Source organism: Selenomonas sp. CM52 (assembly GCF_000292955.1).
GTDB lineage: Bacteria > Bacillota > Negativicutes > Selenomonadales > Selenomonadaceae > Selenomonas.
The window spans coordinates 36,194-55,685 of sequence record NZ_ALNM01000012.1 but is presented as its reverse complement, the minus strand read 5'-3'; the positions used below and the strand labels follow the sequence as shown (position 1 = coordinate 55,685).

General features: G+C 53.6%; 15 protein-coding genes. 14 read left to right on the top strand and 1 reads right to left on the bottom strand.

Going from position 1 to position 19,492, the window contains the following annotated elements:
• The first annotated feature begins 4 nt into the window (after positions 1-4).
• From nuoH to HMPREF1153_RS02140, 14 genes are all read left to right on the top strand, one after another.
• On the top strand, positions 5-1,042 hold the full coding sequence (nuoH, locus tag HMPREF1153_RS02190; protein WP_009645390.1) for an NADH-quinone oxidoreductase subunit NuoH: 1,038 nt from the start codon (positions 5-7) through the stop codon (positions 1,040-1,042).
• Between the two features lie 30 nt (positions 1,043-1,072).
• Positions 1,073-1,492, top strand: coding sequence for a 4Fe-4S dicluster domain-containing protein (locus tag HMPREF1153_RS02185; protein ID WP_009645311.1), 420 nt, complete (start codon positions 1,073-1,075; stop codon positions 1,490-1,492).
• Positions 1,485-1,988, top strand: coding sequence for an NADH-quinone oxidoreductase subunit J family protein (locus tag HMPREF1153_RS02180; protein ID WP_009645280.1), 504 nt, complete (start codon positions 1,485-1,487; stop codon positions 1,986-1,988). Before HMPREF1153_RS02185 ends, HMPREF1153_RS02180 begins: the two co-directional genes overlap by 8 nt.
• Complete coding sequence (gene nuoK / locus HMPREF1153_RS02175) at positions 1,985-2,296, top strand: NADH-quinone oxidoreductase subunit NuoK (protein WP_009645291.1); 312 nt, start codon at positions 1,985-1,987, stop codon at positions 2,294-2,296. The genes HMPREF1153_RS02180 and nuoK overlap by 4 nt, the downstream gene beginning before the upstream one ends.
• An 11-nt stretch (positions 2,297-2,307) precedes the next feature.
• Entirely contained in the window at positions 2,308-4,209 is a 1,902-nt protein-coding gene (gene nuoL, locus HMPREF1153_RS02170) for an NADH-quinone oxidoreductase subunit L (protein WP_037369520.1), read from the top strand.
• On the top strand, positions 4,209-5,735 hold the full coding sequence (locus HMPREF1153_RS02165; RefSeq protein ID WP_009645360.1) for a complex I subunit 4 family protein: 1,527 nt from the start codon (positions 4,209-4,211) through the stop codon (positions 5,733-5,735). The genes nuoL and HMPREF1153_RS02165 overlap by 1 nt, the downstream gene beginning before the upstream one ends.
• Before the next feature lie 2 nt (positions 5,736-5,737).
• The gene (locus HMPREF1153_RS02160; RefSeq protein ID WP_009645330.1) at positions 5,738-7,159 is read left to right on the top strand and encodes an NADH-quinone oxidoreductase subunit N; all 1,422 of its coding nucleotides are present in this window, start codon (positions 5,738-5,740) and stop codon (positions 7,157-7,159) included.
• A gap of 286 nt (positions 7,160-7,445) precedes the next feature.
• Positions 7,446-10,322 carry a DUF499 domain-containing protein gene (locus HMPREF1153_RS02155; RefSeq protein ID WP_198003306.1) on the top strand — a complete coding sequence of 959 codons (2,877 nt, stop codon included), beginning with the start codon at positions 7,446-7,448 and terminating at the stop codon, positions 10,320-10,322.
• Positions 10,288-11,097 (top strand): hypothetical protein, encoded by an 810-nt coding sequence (locus tag HMPREF1153_RS12070; RefSeq protein ID WP_156810530.1) that lies wholly within the window; start codon positions 10,288-10,290, stop codon positions 11,095-11,097. The genes HMPREF1153_RS02155 and HMPREF1153_RS12070 overlap by 35 nt, the downstream gene beginning before the upstream one ends.
• The gene (locus HMPREF1153_RS12065) at positions 11,076-11,738 is read left to right on the top strand and encodes a hypothetical protein (RefSeq protein WP_009645407.1); all 663 of its coding nucleotides are present in this window, start codon (positions 11,076-11,078) and stop codon (positions 11,736-11,738) included. Before HMPREF1153_RS12070 ends, HMPREF1153_RS12065 begins: the two co-directional genes overlap by 22 nt.
• 39 nt (positions 11,739-11,777) lie before the next feature.
• Positions 11,778-12,653 (top strand): hypothetical protein, encoded by an 876-nt coding sequence (locus HMPREF1153_RS12060; RefSeq protein ID WP_009645339.1) that lies wholly within the window; start codon positions 11,778-11,780, stop codon positions 12,651-12,653.
• A gap of 10 nt (positions 12,654-12,663) precedes the next feature.
• Positions 12,664-15,411: a phospholipase D-like domain-containing anti-phage protein gene (locus tag HMPREF1153_RS02145; RefSeq protein ID WP_009645251.1), complete on the top strand. Its 2,748-nt coding sequence runs from the start codon at positions 12,664-12,666 to the stop codon at positions 15,409-15,411.
• Between the two features lie 16 nt (positions 15,412-15,427).
• Positions 15,428-15,607, top strand: a complete 180-nt coding sequence (locus HMPREF1153_RS13210; RefSeq protein WP_083847458.1) for a P-loop NTPase fold protein — start codon at positions 15,428-15,430, stop codon at positions 15,605-15,607.
• Positions 15,608-15,949: 342 nt separating this feature from the next.
• A complete protein-coding gene (locus HMPREF1153_RS02140; RefSeq protein WP_009645266.1) occupies positions 15,950-16,672 on the top strand; it encodes a pentapeptide repeat-containing protein in 723 nt (240 codons plus the stop codon).
• 320 nt (positions 16,673-16,992) lie between these two features.
• On the opposite strand, the gene HMPREF1153_RS02135 is transcribed toward HMPREF1153_RS02140, so the two are convergent.
• Positions 16,993-19,491 carry a S8 family peptidase gene (locus HMPREF1153_RS02135; protein ID WP_009645261.1) on the bottom strand — a complete coding sequence of 833 codons (2,499 nt, stop codon included), beginning with the start codon at positions 19,489-19,491 and terminating at the stop codon, positions 16,993-16,995.
• Between the last annotated feature and the right edge of the window lies 1 nt (position 19,492).

The following is a 19,492-nucleotide window of genomic DNA, read 5'->3' as shown; positions in this document are numbered from 1 at the left end:
AAAGATGGAAACGGGCATCGTCTATTCCTATATCAACGAACTGCGGCTCTTCCTGACGGGGGCGCTCGGCGACGCTTTCCTCGCCGAGGTCGTCATGACGCTTCTCGGCATCGCCGTCCTTCTTGCAATCGTCATGACGGCGGCTCTCGTATTCACCTTCGGCGAGCGCAAGGTCTGTGCCTTCATCCAGGTGCGCTTTGGGCCGAACCGCGTGGGGCCGGGAGGACTCCTGCAGCCCGTGGCGGACGCCATGAAGCTCCTCAGCAAGGAGGACATCATGCCGGACGGCGCCGACCGCATCGTCTGGAGTCTGTCGCCGATCCTCGTCTTCGTGCCGGCGGCCTTGATTTACGCCTTCTATCCGTTCGATGCGGGCGTCGTCTTCGCCGATGTGAACATCGGGCTGTTCCTCCTGCTCGCCATCTCGGCGCAGGCGGTTCTGCCGTTCTTCATGGGCGGCTTCGCGTCGAACAGCAAGTATGGCCTCATCGGCTCGATGCGTGCCGTCGCGCAGCTTCTGACGTACGAACTGCCGCTCGGCTTCGCGCTCATGGGCGTCGTCATGCTCACGGGCTCTCTCGATATGAGCCGCATCGTCGAGGCGCAGGCGGACTGCTGGTACATCTTCAAACAGCCGCTCGCGTTCCTCATCGTCTTCATCTGCATGATCGCTGAGAGCAATCGTCCGCCGTTCAACATCCTTGAGGGCGAGTCGGAGATCATCGCCGGCCCATTCACGGAGTACAGCGGCATGCGCTGGGCGCTGTTTTTCCTCGCGGAGTTCGCGAATCTCCTTTCCATCGCGATTCTCGTGACGACGCTCTTCTTGGGCGGCTGGCAGGGGCCGGCTTTTCTGCCGGGCATCTTCTGGTTCTTCCTCAAGGCGGTTCTCATGGTCGTCATCTTCCAATGGGTCGGCTGGACGTTCCCGCGCTTTCGCATCGACCATCAGATCGCCTTCGGCTGGAAGCTTCTCCTGCCTGCGGCGATGCTCAACGTCCTCTTGACGGGCGTCGGCATGATGCTCTGGCAGATGTTTTAGGAAGCGTTTCGGCGAAAGGAGTGAGGAACTTTGTGGGGCAAAGGATTGATCAAGGGCCTCGACGTGACATGGGGTCACTTCTGGGGCAAGAAAGAGACCGTTTCCTATCCCGAGGAAAAGATTCCGATGACCGAGCGCTTTCGCGGCGGACATCTGGCGATGGAGACGGAAAAGTGCATCTCGTGCCGCCTATGTGCGACGAGCTGTCCGAACAAGGCGCTCGACCTTCATATCGTGACGGACGAGGCGAAGAAGCGCCACATGGCGGAGTACTGGCATGACATCGGACGCTGCATCTATTGCGGGATATGCGTCGAGGTTTGCCCGACGCAGGCGATTACTTGGAACAAGAATTTTGCGATTGCGACGTACTTCAAGGAGGATTTGAAGTACGATGCGGTGGCGGAAGAAAGGGAGAAAAAGAAGGAGGGGGGCGAGCCGCATGAGTGATTTCCTGAATGCAGGCGCCTTTTATCTCTTGGCGGCCGTCACGCTCGCGGGCGCGCTCGGCGTGGTGCTCGCGAAGAAGCTCGTCCATGCAGCGCTCCTCCTGACCGTCACGTTTATCGGCGTCGCGTGCCTCTACTTCCAACTCGGCGCGGACTTCCTCGGTGCGGCACAGCTCATGATCTACGCGGGCGGCGTCGCCGTGCTCATCGTCTTGGGCGTCATGCTCACGCGCCATGCGCCGGGCGAGGAGACGAGTCCCGACAATGCGCGATGGTTCGCCGCGCCCGTCGCCGCCGCTCTCTTCTTCGCCGTTGTATTCTCTGCCATCTATGTGACGCCGTTCGCGGAGGTCATGGAAGCGCCTGTCGGCAACTCGATTGAAAAGCTTGCCGACCTCATGCTCGGCGAGTATGCGATAACGTTCGAGCTGGCGGCGACGCTCCTTCTGGCGGCTCTCGTCGGCGCGATTGTTTTGGCAAAGGAGGAAGGACAATGAGCGTAGGACTCCTGCATTATCTCATACTGGCGGCAATCCTCTTTTCCATCGGCCTCTTTGGCCTCATCCAAAAGAGAAACCTCATCGTCGTGCTCATGAGCATCGAGCTGATGCTGAACGCGGCGAATCTCAATCTCGTCGCCTTCAATCGCTTCCTGCCGGTCGATGCGCTCGAAGGGCAGCTTCTGGCCATCTTCTCTCTGATGGTCGGTGCGGCGGAAATCGCCGTGGGGCTTGCGCTCGCGTTCCGCATCTACCATGACAGTCATACGATTTCACTCGATGCGCTGCAGCGCATGAAAGGCTAGGGGGTGGCATGATGTTTTCCTCTTTCGCCCTGCACCATGCGTGGCTCATACCGCTCCTGCCGGGAATTGCCTTCGTCCTCGCGGGCTTTCTGCGCGCCCTGGGGCGCCTTGCGGCGGCGCTCGTCGTGGCCGCAATCGCCGCGAGCTTCGCGCTCTCAGGCGGCGTGATCGCCGAGGTTCTCTCCACGCCGATCACGGTAGAAGCGCCGTATGTCGCGAAGACCGCTTGGATGACGGTCGGCAGCCTCGTCCTGGAGATGGGCGTCCTCGTCGATCCCATCACGGCGATGATGCTCTTCGTCGTCACGACGGTATCGCTTTGCGTCGCCATCTATTCCGTCGGCTACATGAAGGACGATCCCGGCATGGGGCGCTTCTTCTCGTTCATCTCGCTCTTTGTCGCGTCGATGCTCGGGCTCGTGCTCGCGTCGAACTTCCTGCAGCTCTACGTCTTCTGGGAGGGCGTCGGACTCTGTTCGTACCTTCTGATCGGTTTCTACTATCAGCGCGTATCGGCGCGGGAGGCCGCGAAGAAGGCGTTCATCACGACGCGCGTCGGCGACTTCGGTCTGCTCCTCGGCATCCTGCTCTTGCAGATTCACTTCGGCACGCTCGACTTTTTGAACCTGCGCATGCTCGTGCCGCTTGAGGTCTTGACGCTCGGCACGGTATTCTTGACCGTCGCGGGCTTCCTTATCTTCATCGGGCCGATTGGAAAATCGGGCCAATTCCCGCTGCACGTCTGGCTGCCCGACGCGATGGAAGGCCCGACGCCCGTCTCCGCGCTCATTCATGCGGCGACGATGGTCGTCGCGGGCGTCTACCTCGTCGCGCGTTCCTATTTCATCTTCGCGGCGTCGCCCTTCCTCATGGATTTGATCGCCTGGGTCGGCGGTTTCACGGCGATCTTCGCCGCGAGCATCGCCTTGACGCAGCGCGAGATCAAGCGCATCCTCGCCTATTCGACGGTCAGCCAGCTCGGCTACATGATGCTCGCGCTCGGCGTCGGCTCACTGACGGCCTCGATGTTCCATCTCATGACGCACGCCTTCTTCAAGGCGCTCCTGTTCCTCTCGGCGGGCGCTGTCATGCACGCGCTCGCCGACGAGGCGGACATCTTCCGCATGGGCGGGCTTTGGAAGAAGATGCCGTGGACGTTCGCCGTGATGACGATCGGCGTTCTTGCGATCGCAGGACTGCCGCCTTTCGCGGGCTTCTTCTCGAAGGATGAGATCCTCTTTGCGGCGGCGGAAGTCTCGACGCCGCTCTACGTCCTCGCGACCGTCACAGCTTTCATGACGGCGCTCTACATGGCGCGGCTGCTCTTCGTCGCCTTCCTCGGCGACTGCCGCACGGGCACGGCGTACCACGCGCACGAAGCTGGCTGGTGGATGCGCTTGCCGCTCCTCATCCTCGCGGCGCTCGCCGTCGTCAGCGGCTTTCTGGGGCATGCGTGGGGCTTCGGCTCGTGGGTCTACTTCGGGTACGCGCACGAGGGCGCGATCGATCCGACGGTCGCCGGCGTATCGACCATTTTGACGCTCCTCGCGCTCGCCATCGCCTACCTCGTCTATGTGAAGAAGGCCGTTTCTGCCGATGCAATCGCAGAACGGCTCGGCATTTTCTACACGCTCAGCTATCACAAATACTACATCGACGAGATTTATGCGGGGCTTCGCAAGGTCTTCGTCGACGGCTGCGGCAGGGTCTTCTACTGGATCGACATCTACATCGTCGACGGCATCGTGAACCTTCTCGCGCTTTTTGTACGCCTCTTGAGCGGCGTCCTCTCCTTCTTTGAGACGGGGCAGACGCAGTTCTATGCGACGGTCGTCATCGTCGGCGCTGTCCTGCTCGCGCTTCTGGGTGTTTACTGTGCGGGCGGCACAGCTTTCGTGGGAGGTGGCTTCTGATGGACTTTCCCGTTTTGTCGGTCATCCTGCTCACGCCTTTGGCGGCGGCGCTTCTCCTTTGCTTCTTGAACCGCGAGTCGCGCTCCGCCATCCGCATCGTGGCGGCTGCCGCCATGGCGTTCTCGTTCGCTCTTTCCGTTTGGGCGTACTTCGGCTATGACCTCGCGGCGGGCGGCATGCAGTATACGGAGCGCGTGCCGTGGATCACCGATCTCGGCGTTTCCTACGCGCTCGGCGTCGACGGCATCTCCTTGCCGCTGCTCCTCTTGACGGAGCTGATCGGCGTGTCGGCGGTCTTTTCCTCGTGGCATGTCGAGGAGCGCTCGAAGGAGTTCTTCATCCTGCTGCTCATCTTGATCGCAGGCGTCACGGGCACCTTCGTCGCCAACGATCTCTTCATCTTCCTCTTGTGCTACGAGGTCGTCGTCATCCCGATCTACATTCTCGTCATTCTCTTCGGCTCGACGAAGCGCGTGACGAAGGAATACGCGGGCATGAAGCTCACGATCTACCTGCTGCTCGGCTCGGCATTTTTGCTCGTCGGCGTCGTCTGGCTCTACCTCACGGCGTTCCCCGCAGGAAGCCGCACGTTCGACATGCAGATGCTCGCGCTCGCGGCGCAAGGAGGACACTTCAGCCCGGGCTTCCAGATCGGCGCGTTCCTCCTGCTCCTCATCGGCTTCGGCTCGCTGCTTTCCATGTTCCCGTTCCACAGCTGGTCGCCCGACGGCTACGCGGGCGCACCGACGGCGGTGTCGATGATCCATGCGGGCGTTCTGAAGAAGATCGGCGGCTACGGCCTCATCCGCATCGGGCTTCTCGTGCTGCCTTTGGGCGCGAAGTTCTGGGCGCCCTTGATCGCGTTCCTCGCTATGTGCAACGTGCTCTACGCCGCTTACATCGCACTCGTGCAGAAGGATTTGAAGTACGTCGTCGGCTACTCGTCGGTGTCGCACATGGGCTATGTGCTCTTGGGCTTCGCGGCACTGAATGTCGTCAGCGTCTCGGGCGCGGTTGCCAACATGGTGGCGCACGGCGTGATGAGCGCGCTCTTCTTCGCGATGATCGGCTTCATCTATGAAAAGACGCATCTTCGCACGGTTGATGATCTCAAGGGGCTTGCCTACCAGATGCCGCGCCTTGCGACGGGTTTCATGCTCGCGGGCATGGCGTCCCTGGGACTGCCGGGACTCATCGGCTTCGTGCCGGAGTTCACGATCTTCGTCGGCGTATTCGCCGAGTTCCCGATTCTCGCGGTGCTCGCCATCGCCGGCATCATCTTCACGGCGCTCTATGTGCTGCGGCTTCTCGCCAAGGTGCTCTTCGGCCCGGCGGACAAGAAGTTCGACGCGTACCGCGACATGCGCGGCGCGGAGCTTGTGCCGCTCGTGCTCTTGGGCGTCGCTCTCGTGGGCTTCGGCGTGTTCCCGCATCTCCTCCTGGGGCTGATTTCGACGGGGACGGAGCCTTTGCAGCCAATGCTTGACCAGTTGAGCCGGATCGGCTTCTTTTTAGGGGGGGACTGAGCATGGATTTTTCAGCAATCGGCATGGAGCTTGGTCTTCTTGCGCTCGCCCTGCTCTTCCTGGCGATGGGCGTGCTGCTGCCGAAGAAGGAATCGCGCACGAGTCTCGCGGCGATCTCGGTCGTCGCCCTTCTCGCGCTCTTCGCCTACGGCTTTTCCTTTTATCGGGGCGGCGAGGCGGCGTCCTTCTACGCGGGGCTTTACGTCGTGGACAATTACGCCGTCTTCTTCAAGCAGCTCTTCATTTTGAGCGCAGCGCTCGTCGTGCTCTTTTCGAGCGACTATGTCGAAAGGCTTCTGCGCTCTCGTGCGGAGTTCTACGCGATCCTCGTCTTCGCCGTGCTCGGCATGTGCGTCATGGCTTCGGCGAACGACTTCCTCACGCTTTACATCGGGCTGGAGCTTATGACGATCTCCTTCTATGTGTTCGTCGGACTCCGCCAGCGCGATGCGCTTTCGAGCGAGGCGGCGATCAAGTACCTCGTCTTGGGCGCGGCAGCGTCCGCGATCCTCTTCTTCGGCGTCAGCTTCATCTACGGCGCGGCGGGCAGCCTGCGCTTTGCGGCGGTCGTGAGCAGCCCGCAGCTCTTCACGCCGCTCGGCATCGTCGGCATGGCGCTCGTCTTTGCCGGCATCTTCTTCAAGCTGTCGATGATACCGTTCCACATGTGGGCGCCCGACGTCTACGAGGGAGCGCCCGCGCCTGTCGCCGCGCTCCTCGCCATGGGGTCGAAGGCGGCGGCTTTCGCCGTTCTCCTGCGCCTTGTCTTGGCGGTATTTCCTCCGTTGGGCGGCATGTGGCTCTCGCTTTTGGCCATTCTCGCCGCCGTCTCGATGGTCGGCGGCAACGTCATGGCGATCGTGCAGGACGACGTGAAGCGCATGCTCGCATATTCTTCTATCGCGCAGGTCGGCTACATGCTCGTCGGCGTCGTCGCGGCGGATGCGGCGGGCATGAAGGCGCTGCTCTTCTACCTCGCGCTCTACGCCTTTGCGAACATCGGCGCTTTCGCCGTGCTGACCGCCGTCGAGGCGCAGCGCGGCAAGCCCGACATGGCGAACGTCGCGGGACTCGCGAGAACTGCGCCCGTCCTCGCCGCCGTCATGACGATCTCGCTGCTCTCGATGGCGGGCATCCCGCCGACGGCGGGCTTCGCCGGGAAGCTCTACCTCTTCACGGCGGTCGCCGATCAGGGCGGCCTGTGGCTCGCCTTCGTCGGCTTCATCATGTCGATGATCTCTGTCTACTACTACCTGCTCGTCGTCAAGGCGATGTACCTCGGCGAAGGCCCGAAAGCCCCCGTGAAGGTTTCCGGCGCACTTCGCGCCTGCGTCCTCGTGAGCGTCGCCCTGACGCTTGCCCTCGGCGTCTATCCCGAGCCGCTGGCAAACCTCACGAATTTTGTGGCGGCGACGTTCTTTTGAAAGACGACGGGAAATATTCTTCGTTCGGTCTGTCGACGACGATTCTTTTTGCTGGCAGAGGACTCCTTTCTTTTGATTTACAAGAAAGGTTGCGACTTTTAGAGTCTAATTCTCTGCTAAAGTATTTTTGAGGGGTACTTTCTGCCGTGCATAATGGAGCTCGTCAATAATTCTCATTGTTGTGTTATAGTAAGCAAAGGATATCGTCGCTGGTGATGAGTCCCATACGATCCTGCCGTCTATATTGTAAGAGATGGGGAAGAACGAAATGAAAAATATACGGGATATGCTGAAACCGCGCGCATCGGTCTTTTCGGACAGCGTTCGGGATGATGTTTTGAACCTTTCCGATTTTGCGGAAGGTCGTATTGATCAAGACAAATTCTTTGCGGAGAATTTTAAAACGCAGGGAATGACTATGCTCTTTGATGCTGCCTTCAAACGCTTTCGAGGGGAATCGGATACCGGCGTCGTCAAACTAACGCAGGCGATGGGGGGCGGAAAGACGCACAGTATGTTGGCACTTGCTTTGCTGGTGAGAGATGAAGCTCTGCGCGTTAAGGTCTTGGGAGATGCGTATGCGGGAATTGGCAACATTAAGGTCGTCAGTTTTTCCGGCAGAGAAAATGCCGATTTCGGTATCTGGGGCAGCATTGCCGAACAGCTTGGGAAAAAGGACGTGTTCAGTGGATACTATACGCCTCTGCGGGCGCCGGGTGAGAGTGCATGGATTAATTTGCTAAAGGGCGAAAAGACCTTGATCTTGCTCGACGAGCTTCCACCCTATCTGGAAAATGCGAAGTCGATAACGGTTGGAAATTCCGATCTGAGCAAGGTTACGATGACGGCGTTGGCAAATTTGTTCAGCGCCTTGGGCAAAGAGCAGCTGAACGACGTCTGCCTTGTCTTTTCCGATCTGAAGGCTGCGTACGAGTCCGGCAGCGAGCTTTTGCAGTCCAGCTTCAGAGAACTCGAGCAGGAAGCAAAACGCATTGCAATCGAGATTGCACCGGTCGCCTTGAACAGCGATGAGATCTACGCCATTCTTCGTAAACGTTTGTTTGAGGCGATCACTGATAAGGCCGATTTTGACTACGAAAAAAATAGGATTGCAATGGCGTATAAGGATGCTGTTGCGACTGCAAAGAAATTAGGCTTTACCGCATACACCGGAGAAGCTGTGTATCAGGGAATTGTGGATGCTTATCTATTTCATCCGTCCATCAAGGAACTCTATGCGCGATTTAAGGAGAATCAGAACTTCCAGCAAACCCGCGGGCTGATCAAGCTGATGCGGCAGATTGTTCGTGAGATTTACGAAAGCGGAAAAGCGGATCATACCTATCTCATTAACGTATACGACGTAAATCTGAACAAGTCCAATCTGATGGCGATGTTCCGCCAGATCAAGCCGTCTCTGGAAGATGCCATCAGCCATGACATCGCACAGAACCATCTTTCTGTTGCCGAAAACATTGACGCGGAGCGCAGCGATGGGGCGGACTATGCGCAGCAGATGGCCAAGATGCTGCTGGTTTCATCCCTTTCTACGGCGACGCACAGTATACTGGGGCTGACAGAGGCGGACGCATTGGGCTATATCAGCGCACCCGATATTGATATCAGCAGCATGAAAACAGCTCTGGAAGAGCTAAAAACGCTCTGCTGGTATATGAAAACAGATAACCGCGGGCGGCTCTATTTCCAAAACACTAAGAACATGGTAGCGGAAATGAATACGCTTGTGGATGCGTATACCAATGAGAATGCGCGCAAAGAATTGAAACGACTGCTGACAGAAAACTTTACCCCTCGGATGAAAATTTGCTATGAGCAGCTCTTTGTTCTGCCGGCGATTGATGAAATCGAACTGGACGAGAACAAAATTTCTCTCGTTGTTTTTGAGCCGTATATCGGGAACAAACTGCATCCGGATTTGGAGGAGTTTTACAGAGAATCCTCGTATAAAAACAGGGTGATGTTCCTCTCCGGCGACCGAAGCTTTATGGATAAGCTCTATTTGAACTGCAAGAAGTTGAAAGCCATTCAGTCCATCTTGGACACGCTGAAGAGCGAGGGCGTTTCAGCGGCCGATCAGCAATACAAGGAAGCGGAGACACAGTGCGACAAGACTTTGCAGGCACTTCTTTCCGCGATCCGTGAGACCTTTATTACACTGCATTATCCGACAAAGAACGGTATTGTTTCTTCGGATTTTAGGCTGGAGTTCAAGGGCAATAAATTCGATGGAGAAGAACAGATCATCGCAGTCCTGAAAGAGGGCATGAAGTACGAGCCGTTCTCGAAGGATGATTCCTTTATGGAGACCCTGCGCAAGAAATGCGAGTCTCGTCTTTTCACAACGAAGGAAATGGCGTACAGTCAGATTGTCAGTCGGGCAGCAAGCGAAACATCCTGGCAGTGGTATCATCCGGATCAACTGGGGAGCCTACGTGACGATTGCCTAAAAAAAGACAAATGGAGAGAAATCGGTGGATATTTGGTTCGTGGTCCTTTTGAGAAAGACCCGACCAGCGTTACCGTATCTCAGACAAGGTATGATGAAGGCCGGCAGGAATTTACGCTGCGCGTCCATGGCGTTGGCGGGCGTGTTTACTATGACATTGGTGCCGACCCCACGGAGGCATCAACCGAAGTGGATGCGGACGTATTTACTACGAAGGAAGTCAGCCTGCGATTTATCTGCATCGATCCGACGGGGGAGCGTAAGACCGGCGCTGTGACAGAGTTCCTAGGGCGCGTTCCAATCAGATATGGGCAACGCATGACTCCCAATGGACGTGTGATGGAGCTTGCTGCACATAGCGCATATGAGGTGCGTTATTCCACCGACGGCAGCGATCCAAAAACAAGCGGCGGTATTTATAACGGTGAGATCATCCTGCCAGATGACTGTAAATTTGTTCGCGCAGCAACCTTTTATGACGATCAGCTGATCGATACAAAGGATATCTCCATGGATACCTCAACCGATGCAGGAACGCAGCAGAAGCTTGATGAGACTAAGCCGCTGACCCTGCGCTGGCATAAGATGAGAAAGTTCGAAGATACGGAACGTGCGTATCAACCATCATCTAGGTACATCTGCCCGTTCGCTGCAGGAGCTGGTGAAGCAGCTCTCCTTGCAGAAATATGGGCATAAAGTTGTCGTAGGGGATTGTTTCTGTGGCGGCGGCTCGATTCCCTTTGAAGCTGCCCGCATCGGATGTGACGCCTATGGGAGTGATCTGAACCTCGTGGCAGCCCTACTTTCAAAGATGTCTCTGGATCTTTTGGGAACGGATCAGCAGAAGCGGGAACGCATAAAGCTTTTTCAGGCAGACGTTTATAAGCAGGCAGATCAGCAGATTGCTGCACTCGGCGTTGAACATAATGACGCAGGAGATCGTGCCGACGCATATCTGTACTGCATGGAGACGGTATGCCCAGAGTGTGGATACCGCATCCCTATGGCTCCCGGCTGGATTTTGGGAGGCGGCTCCAAAAGCGTCGTTTCTCTGGCAGATGATAAGGCAAATGCTTCTTATCATTTCCATGTCTCAATGAATGTTTCTGCGGCAGAGATGAAAGCGGCAAAGGAGGCTGCAACGATTGCTGATAACAATTTACTCTGCCCGCACTGCGGAAGGAGAACCCCGATATCAGCAATTCGGCATGATACTGTGGACAATGAGGGCAACGCGCAAAGTGGCCTGCGTATATGGGATAAATCGGAGTTCACGGCACGGGAAAAGGATACGTTTCAGGAGCGTCTGTATGCTGTGCGCTATGTCAAGGAAGATGGAAAACGCTACTATCAGTCGCCCGGCGAACGCGAGCGCAGAAACGAAGATAAGATTGCGTCATTTCTGGAAAACACATTGCCGCATGGCAGGCACAAGGCTTTATCCCTTCTATGGAGATTGAGGAAGGCTTAGAGACTGCAAGACTTTTACGTGAGCGTGGTTGGAAATACTGGCAGCAGCTGTTCAACCCGAGACAGCTGCTGCTGCACGGATTGCTCCAAAAGGCGGCGTTTGAGCTTGCGGGCGATGATATGGAGCTTGCTGCCTCGGTATTGGGGCTGAACCGCTGCTGCAACTGGAACAGTGCGCTGTGCAGTTGGGGCGTCGGACAGGCCAGGGAGTCCATGGCGCAGACCTTTTACAACCAGGCATTCAATACGATGTGGAATCACGGCGCACAAGGGCTTACTCTGCTGAAAGGGATATATTTCCTGAATTTCGAGGGCATACCGTACTGCAAGGAGAGCACATATCAGATTGCGCCCTGCGATGCACGTGTCGTTAAGAGGATGTGCGATATCTGGATCACGGATCCACCGTATGCCGATGCCGTCAACTATCATGAACTGTCAGAATTCTTCCTTGCGTGGGATCGGAAGCCCCTCATGCAGTCTTTTCCGGATTGGTATGCCGACAGCAAGCGTGTTCTTGCGGTGCGTGGCGATGCACACTTCAGCCGGACGATGATCGAGATTTATGAGAACATGACTGTGCATATGAGCGAGAACGGGATGCAGGTTGTGATGTTCACTCACTCCGATCCTGCGGTCTAGGCGCAGCTTGCCGTTATCATGTGGAAGGCGGGGCTTAAGGTGACAGCCGCCTGGAATATCGCGACGGAGACGGATGCGAGTGGACTGAAGAATGGTAACTATATCAAGGGAACCGTTCTTCTGGTGCTGCGCAAGCAGACCGGAGACGATATCGCATTTCTCGATGAGATCAATGCGGATATCCAAGCGGAGGTCAGGCGTCAGATTGCCGGTATGCAGGTGCTGGACGATAAGGAGGAGCCGAACTTTGCCGATCCCGACTATGTGCTTGCTGCCTACGCCGCCTCGCTGAAGGTGCTGACCGCGTATGCCTCCATTGAGGATCTGGACTTGGAGTATGAGCTGAATCAGGCGATATCCAATCCGCGTGCCAGCAAAATTGTACGTATGATCGAGCATGCAAAGAAGATAGCGTTTGACTGCGTGATTCCGTCTGCGTTCCCTGCCGTTCTGTGGAGAGAGATGACGAACGCGGAGAAGTTCTATATCAAGGGGCTTGAAAGCGAGAAACGCGGGGAGTACCAGCTCAGCGCCTATCAGGAATTCGCCCGGGGATTCTCGATCAGCGGATACAGCCGGATGATGGCGAGCGAGCGCGCGAATGCCGCAAGGCTGAAGACCCCCTTTGAAATGGCGGGACGCACGATCAGGGATGTACCGGATTTTGAAAACTCCGTGATGCGAACAATTTTTCATGGAATCTATGTAGGTATCAAAGAGGAGATGAGTCCGCAGAAAGCGCTCGGGTTTATGAAAAATGAACTGCCCGATTACTGGGGGCGGCGGGAGATGATCCGTAAGATCCTCGCGTTCTTTGTGGATGTCAGAGATCGCGGAAATATGCATCCCCATTGGACGGAGAGTGCCGAGATGGCAGAGCTGCTCCTGTCCGCAGTTACGCATGACGGCGTATAAGGGAGGCGCTATGATAAAGCGGTATTCTTCCAGACATGAAAAGTTGGATGAGGCATTCTTGAATAAAAGACTGCTCCACGCGAAGAGCTATGACAGGATTGCGGGCTATTTCTGCTCATCCATTTTGGAGGTCGCCGGGGAGGCGATGGAAGCGGTCAGCGGAACTGTGCGCGTCATCTGTAATGCAGGGCTGTCAAAAGAAGATGTGGAGGCAGCCTGTCATGCACAGAAGATGAAGCAGGAGTGGTGTTCCTGTGAGCCGGAGGAAAAATATTCCTCGGAAGCAGGAATTTCGCGGCTTGTGCGGCTGCATCGTCTGCTTTCCGACGGCAAGATGCAGATCCGTGTGATTCCGGATGAAATCTATGGACTCGTACACGGCAAGGCGGGCGTCATTACCTATGGTAACGGAAGCAAAACCAGCTTTATTGGGAGCATCAACGAGACGAAGAGCGCTTTTTGCTTGAACTATGAGATGATTTGGGAGGACGACTCTGCCGAGGCGGTTGACTGGGTGCAGTCTGAGTTTGACTTCTTCTGGCAGAATCCCTATGCGGTTAATCTCTGCGACTTCGTTCTTGCGGATATCGAACGCATTTCCAGGAGACGCATTGTTCCCCTTCATCATTGGCGTGAGCATGCGGGGGATCGGCTTCCTGCAGCAGCAGTGGAGGAGCCGGTATTTCGCAAGGAGTTTGGTCTCTGGGAGCATCAGAAGTATTTTGTGGAGCTGGCTTTTCGAGAACATCAGAGTAGCAGCGGCGCCCGCTTCCTTTTGGCAGATCAGGTGGGGCTCGGCAAGACCATTCAACTGGCGATGTCCGCCAAACTGATGGCGTTGTGTGGCGACGATCCCGTCTTGATCATTGTTCCGAAAACATTGCTTTTCCAATGGCAGGATGAGATGAAGTCCCTGCTGGATATGCCAAGTGCTGTATGGACGGGAAAAGGCTGGCAGGATGAGACCGGTTATTTCTATCCGGCAAGCGAAAGCCGTTCGATTTTGAAATGTCCGCGCAGAGTCGGGATTATTTCACAGGGGCTTGTAGCGCGCGGCACAGAGAGCGCAGAACTCCTTTTGCAGGGGCGTTTTGACTGTGTCATTCTCGATGAAGCGCACAGGGCGCGGAGACGCAATCCGAACAAAGATGCAGATCAGCACCGAGCCGATCCGAACTTCCTGCTGAAATTCATCAATGAAATCAGCAGTAGAACCAGAAGTCTCCTGCTTGCAACGGCGACTCCGGTGCAGGTGAATACGATTGAGGCATTCGATCTGATTAATGCTCTGAGTCTTCCCAATGAGAAAGTTATGGGGAACAGGCACAGTGAATGGCATAAGCATCCGCAGCGGATGCTGGATATGGTCTGTGCTAAAATAGAGCCTCCGGACAGCGAAACCGCCATGTGGGACATCATGCGAAATCCGTTCCCGCCGAGGGCTTCGTCCGGCAGGATCACCCGTCTGCGGAATGACCTGGATATCGACGATGAGGCCTTTGTCCTCTCTCCGGAGGTATATACGCAAGCACGGCTCGCTACGCAGCGCAAGATATGGGATCTGTATGTAACGGATGACTTTATCCGCAACTACAATCCGTATATTCGACATATTGTGCGTAGGACAAGGGCGTATCTGGAATCTACGATCAACGAGAAAACCGGAGAACCGTATCTGAAAAAGATCGCTGTGATTCTATATGGAGAAAGCAATCAGGATGCCCTGCCGCTCGAGGGGTATCTGCGGCAGGCATATGAAAAGGCACAGGAGTTTTGTATGCTGCTGTCACGGCGGGTAAAAGGCGGGGGCTTTATGTCTACGCTGCTGCTGAAGCGTATTGGCAGCACCATGCTTGCAGGGGAGAACACGGCGAAAAAAATGCTGGCATGGACAGAGGCGGGCAAGCAGATTCTGGCGGAGGAATTTGATACCGTCTTTGAGAACGATGAGGAGGAAGATAACGCTGGTGAGGTGAAGCAGCTGACGGCAGAGGAGACGGAAATCTTACGTGAACTTGTGCAAATGCTGGCAATGAACCGGGATCAAGACCCAAAATATCAACGGGTGCATGCAATATTGACTGAGGGGGTTCATGAGGATCGTACGCCATGGAAAGACCGTGGGTGTATCATCTTTTCACAGTATTTTGACAGTGCAAGCTATCTGGCGGAAAATCTTTCCAAGGATCTGCCGGGAATGATGATCGGACTTTATGCCGGTGGCGATCAGTCCGGCTATTATACGGATGGGATCTTTCATAGGTTGGCGAAGGATGAGATCAAGGCACTGGTTCAGACGCGTAAACTCAAGGTCTTGGTTGGTACGGATGCTGCCAGCGAGGGGCTGAATCTGCAGACGCTCTCGACGCTGATCAATCTTGACCTGCCTTGGAATCCGACGCGATTGGAACAGCGGAAAGGACGTATACAAAGAATCGGTCAGATCAGTGACTCCGTATGTATTTATAATTTGCGCTACAAAGACTCTGTGGAGGATAAGGTGCATCGGGTGTTGTCGCGCCGTCTGAATGATATTTATGATATGTTCGGACAGATCCCCGATACATTGGAAGATGTGTGGATCGATATTGCGACCGATCATGTCGAGCGAGCGATGGAGCGTATCAATGCGCTGCCGCAGCAGAATCCGTTTGCAATCAAGTACGAGACGACTCCTCCCGTGACAGCGAACTGGGACACCTGCGCCGAAGTACTGGATAAGAAGGAAAAAATGGCGCAGCTGCTGCGCGGTTGGTGAAGTTTTTGAGACGAGGATGATTCCGATGTGGAACGATATAGAGACAACGAGCGATTATCGGAACTTTTTGGTTCTTTCCCATACGGTTGCAGAATCGATTGTTGAATCTGCCGAGAATCCTATCTCAATCCGCGTATCGGGAAACTGGGGCTCTGGAAAATCCTCTATGGTCAAGAGGCTAGGGGATGAACTTTAAAAGAAGAACACTTCTGACGCGCCGGAGTATATCTTTCTGGAATTCAATGCATGGATTTATCAAGGCTATGACAATGCAAAATCAGAGATTATCAGTCCCCTGACCAGCGAGGACGGTGCGCGCGTCACCATCTCCCTCGAAGTCCATGACGAAACCTCGGATGGCTTCTCCCCAGAGACCATCCGCACTGTCTCTGAAAAGGCCCGCACGCTGGGGGCACGGGATGCAGGTTTTGAGGAGTGACGGGGAGGAGGCCTGTTCTTTGGCTTGTAAAAAGCATCAATTTTAGAAGAAAAAAGGATAACTTCTGATATCGAGTGACCGATGAAAGGAGAGTTTTAGATGTCGCTTGTTGGAAAGAATAGAGCGATTTTTAGTTACAATAATAAAAACAAGAATGATAGTAATTTCATGTATAAGGATTTTGAAAAAACAAAGTCTTACCACTCATCATTTCTGAATGCAAAATTCATTGGAACTTCACTAAGAGCCGCACATATGAAGTATTGTAATTTCACAGGATGTACGTTTCATTGGGTTGATTTTGTAGGAACTAATCTGCGAGGAAGTGTCTTTAAGGATGCGAGCTTTAAGGACTGTATTTTCGTAGCCACAGTATTGGATCGGGCAAATTTCAAAAATGCATCGTTCGAGAATTGCTATTTTCTTGGAGTGGGAGTGAAAAATGCAAAGAATTTTCCAGTGGATAATGACGGTATCGTAATCTTAGGATCTATACCTGCACAGGAGTGCGTTATGTATGAATTAAGAGAAGTGATTGAACGATTAAGAAAAAATGATATCATTCTCCGTTCAAACACCTTACATATGAAAAAAGGGAGAATAAACACCTTGACTGTAATGGTTTTAAAAAAAGAGTATACGGAAGAAGAATTGATTAGATACTTACCACTACTTCCGCAGTATGTTACTACTCAGTTTTATACAGTGAGCTATCTTAAAATGGTATTGAAAAAAATAGAAAAATCATATAAAATAAAGATGCCCTACACACCTTTTCTGAGGAATCCCGAGCAAGAGTACATGGGTCTACGGACTGATTGAGGGTTGATTGTACTGAAACTTGCGGAGGTGTTGCCTATGGTATCAGACGTTTTAACGGTTTTGTCTTTTTCTGTCTTGTGCATGATTAAGCTTTTCCCAGTTATTCCTCAGGTCGGAAGGTGTGTTCAATCGAAAATAAGCCTCGCTACGGTTCTAAAAAAACTGTAGTGAGGCTTTTTAAGCGAGCATATATTTTTCCTTGAGCGGTTTTAAATAGGGAAGGGGGATATCATCGGCACAGTAGAGCGTTATATAACACATCATGTTGTTTAGGCATTCAATAGTGAAAACTGCCATGGCATCTGAAAGATGGAAGGATCTCATGTCGAAATTTGAGTTTCGATGGCAGGAGTAATCTGTGTGATAATGGGCGTGTATAAATCTACATCGGTTCTTGGCGTTGATAGGGAAACGACAAGGGCATATCGGATACTCTTATCGTAACGTTTTAAGTAAGCGCGTTCTCTCCACCATCCCACCACAGGATATACTGCGATGAGGTTGCAGTCAGATAACTCTGCGGCGCTCAATTCGCAAAAGTCGGAGTGAACGGAACCAACATCTCGATTGTTTGTGCCCAAGTACCAGCGCTCACTTCCGCTTGTTCCATCGCCGCTGTCATTTATATCTTTGCCACGCATTTTTGTGCTAATTCGTTTCTTGAAGTCTTCTTCTGTTTCGTTGGAATTGATCACGTCAAAACGAAGTCCGCAGGATGGATAGCGATATTTGTCCTTCCAGCCGATTTCTCCGGGCCCCGGCTCGATAAAGTAGGACAGTGTCAGCTTTAATGTAACAGGCGCTTCACCCAATGCCTGCAAGACCTCTTTTGGCCAAGGCAGTGTGTGCAGGTGCATGTCTTTCATCTTCACACGGTGATCTGTTTTTTCGAATGGCTGCAATTCTCCCTGAATGACCATGTTGACGCTGTTGCTCATGCACTGGATTGCTTTTTGGAGATTTGGGATGCCATATCCGCAGCAACGCAAAAGATTTCGTCTGCCTTTTGTTTTGGTGTCCTCAGAACAAAACTGCTTCTTCATTTCGTCTGTCCAACCGGCAGAGTGGATCATTAGAGCGCGCACTGTTTCCGGCCATATATCCGGGTATTCGTTGAGCAGCTTGGCGCAGAAATGTGCGGCCTGGGCTGTGGCGGCACTTGTTGCCCAAATTGTTGAAAACAGCTTTGTTTGAGGACGGTAATTCGTTGTCAGCAAGGAAAGATCAGGATAGTTGCTGTAGTCGCTGCCATTGGAAGCGACATTTCCACCATGAAATAGCACCTCCGGTTTTATGGGCCATTTTTTGTTCCAGCCAGGAGATGTTGCGCTATATGGTGACAGCGCACCTCCGTTTGCAAGCGGAGCGAATCCACGAAAAATAGGATCTATAGGATCGCTGATTTTGCTGTCGTCGGAATAAGCCCCAACAGTGATTGCATTCCATGATTGTCCTGGACTCTCGACGTTGTGCAATATGTTTGCATCCGGATATGGAATCGAGCGGAATTCATTTGGGTCTACATTTCCTGCGCTGATTACGAAGAGGCGTTTCTCGCCATTTTCCTCGGCGCCGGATGTAATGCTGTCGATTGCAGCAGACCAAGAGGTAGGGCTGCCATCCAATGTATTATAGGCAGGAGCTGTCACTGCCATACAAATGACGCGTTTTGCTTTTGGGTTGGCGATTTCGGCAAGAGCTGCTGCCTGTGCCGTTATAGCACCATATAATTCGGGATTGTTTTCGCCTGCAGGCGGCAGTATTTTTACAGATTCGATTTCATGAGATACTTTAAGCTTAGCGCTTGAAAGCAATGCCCGCTTTAGATCATGGTATAATGCAACGCCGGCCATTTCTGTACCATGTCCTCGATGATCGTGGATTCCCCAAGCGGCGTCAACGGCTTGGATATGTTTTATGTTTGTAGACTGCTCTAATAATGGATGTGCCCACGTCAAACCGGTATCTAAGAGGCATACAGAAACGTTCCCCTTTTCAAATGTTGTACGGGATAACAGGTCATCCGCCCAGTCTTTTTGATCGGCATTTGGTAGCTCATCAAAAAAGGATGTGGGCTCGGGCGCTCGGTGTATCTCGGCGACGAAAGAACAGTTGTCAATGAGTGCCTTTAAGGAGGAAGCGTTTGCATATATGAGTTTTACGATTCGTTCCGGGAATATGATGTGCTTTTCGTCGATTGGGATGTTAAGATCCTGACATACTGAGACGATGGCTTCTTCGACCTTGTGCCACGTTTTTATGGAATCATCTTGTTCGTCAAATCGTAGCCAAAGTTCGCACCAGATCGGTTCTTCATCTGGGCGCATAGCAGGGGCATCCAGCCAAAAGGATTCAAACAGGGCTAATTTGATGTCTTCGATACTGCTGACCAGATCATTATACCTGGGATGGTTTTTAGCTGTTTTTTCGTTAGCATATTTTTCAATTTTTTTGACGAGATAGGATTCTTTTCCCTCCGGAATGTAGACGATTGCCTTTTCCGTTTGTGTCTGCATATCCGTGCTTATATTTACGAGGCGTATTCCCTGTTTGTGGTTTTCCAATGCCTCCGAAGCCAAGTCGCATCCGGCAGCGCCGGATACCTCAAGATAAAGACCGTTCTTATATCGAATTGCTGCCGCTTGACGCTGTGTAAGCGCGTGAGCGGCATAGCATGCGGATAGTTTTCGTTGAATGTAGGCTGCGTGAGCAGTCGGATCTCTTTGCGGGTAGTTTTTTCCTATCGGGCGGGATATGGAAGCATAGGGGTATGGTACTGCAGTATTGGAGAGAAAAATATTCTTTTTGTCTACAGCCATT

What these genes read in the sequence shown, in the direction of transcription:
- HMPREF1153_RS13210 (WP_083847458.1), top strand. Translation starts at nt 15,428, where the DNA reads ATGATTCCGATGTGGAACGATATAGAGACAACGAGCGATTATCGGAAC.
- HMPREF1153_RS02135 (WP_009645261.1), bottom strand. Translation starts at nt 19,491, where the DNA reads ATGGCTGTAGACAAAAAGAATATTTTTCTCTCCAATACTGCAGTACCA.
- nuoL (WP_037369520.1), top strand. Translation starts at nt 2,308, where the DNA reads ATGTTTTCCTCTTTCGCCCTGCACCATGCGTGGCTCATACCGCTCCTG.
- nuoH (WP_009645390.1), top strand. Translation starts at nt 5, where the DNA reads ATGGAAACGGGCATCGTCTATTCCTATATCAACGAACTGCGGCTCTTC.
- HMPREF1153_RS12065 (WP_009645407.1), top strand. Translation starts at nt 11,076, where the DNA reads ATGGAGATTGAGGAAGGCTTAGAGACTGCAAGACTTTTACGTGAGCGT.
- nuoK (WP_009645291.1), top strand. Translation starts at nt 1,985, where the DNA reads ATGAGCGTAGGACTCCTGCATTATCTCATACTGGCGGCAATCCTCTTT.
- HMPREF1153_RS02180 (WP_009645280.1), top strand. Translation starts at nt 1,485, where the DNA reads ATGAGTGATTTCCTGAATGCAGGCGCCTTTTATCTCTTGGCGGCCGTC.
- HMPREF1153_RS02145 (WP_009645251.1), top strand. Translation starts at nt 12,664, where the DNA reads ATGATAAAGCGGTATTCTTCCAGACATGAAAAGTTGGATGAGGCATTC.
- HMPREF1153_RS02140 (WP_009645266.1), top strand. Translation starts at nt 15,950, where the DNA reads ATGTCGCTTGTTGGAAAGAATAGAGCGATTTTTAGTTACAATAATAAA.
- HMPREF1153_RS02160 (WP_009645330.1), top strand. Translation starts at nt 5,738, where the DNA reads ATGGATTTTTCAGCAATCGGCATGGAGCTTGGTCTTCTTGCGCTCGCC.
- HMPREF1153_RS02155 (WP_198003306.1), top strand. Translation starts at nt 7,446, where the DNA reads ATGCTGAAACCGCGCGCATCGGTCTTTTCGGACAGCGTTCGGGATGAT.
- HMPREF1153_RS02165 (WP_009645360.1), top strand. Translation starts at nt 4,209, where the DNA reads ATGGACTTTCCCGTTTTGTCGGTCATCCTGCTCACGCCTTTGGCGGCG.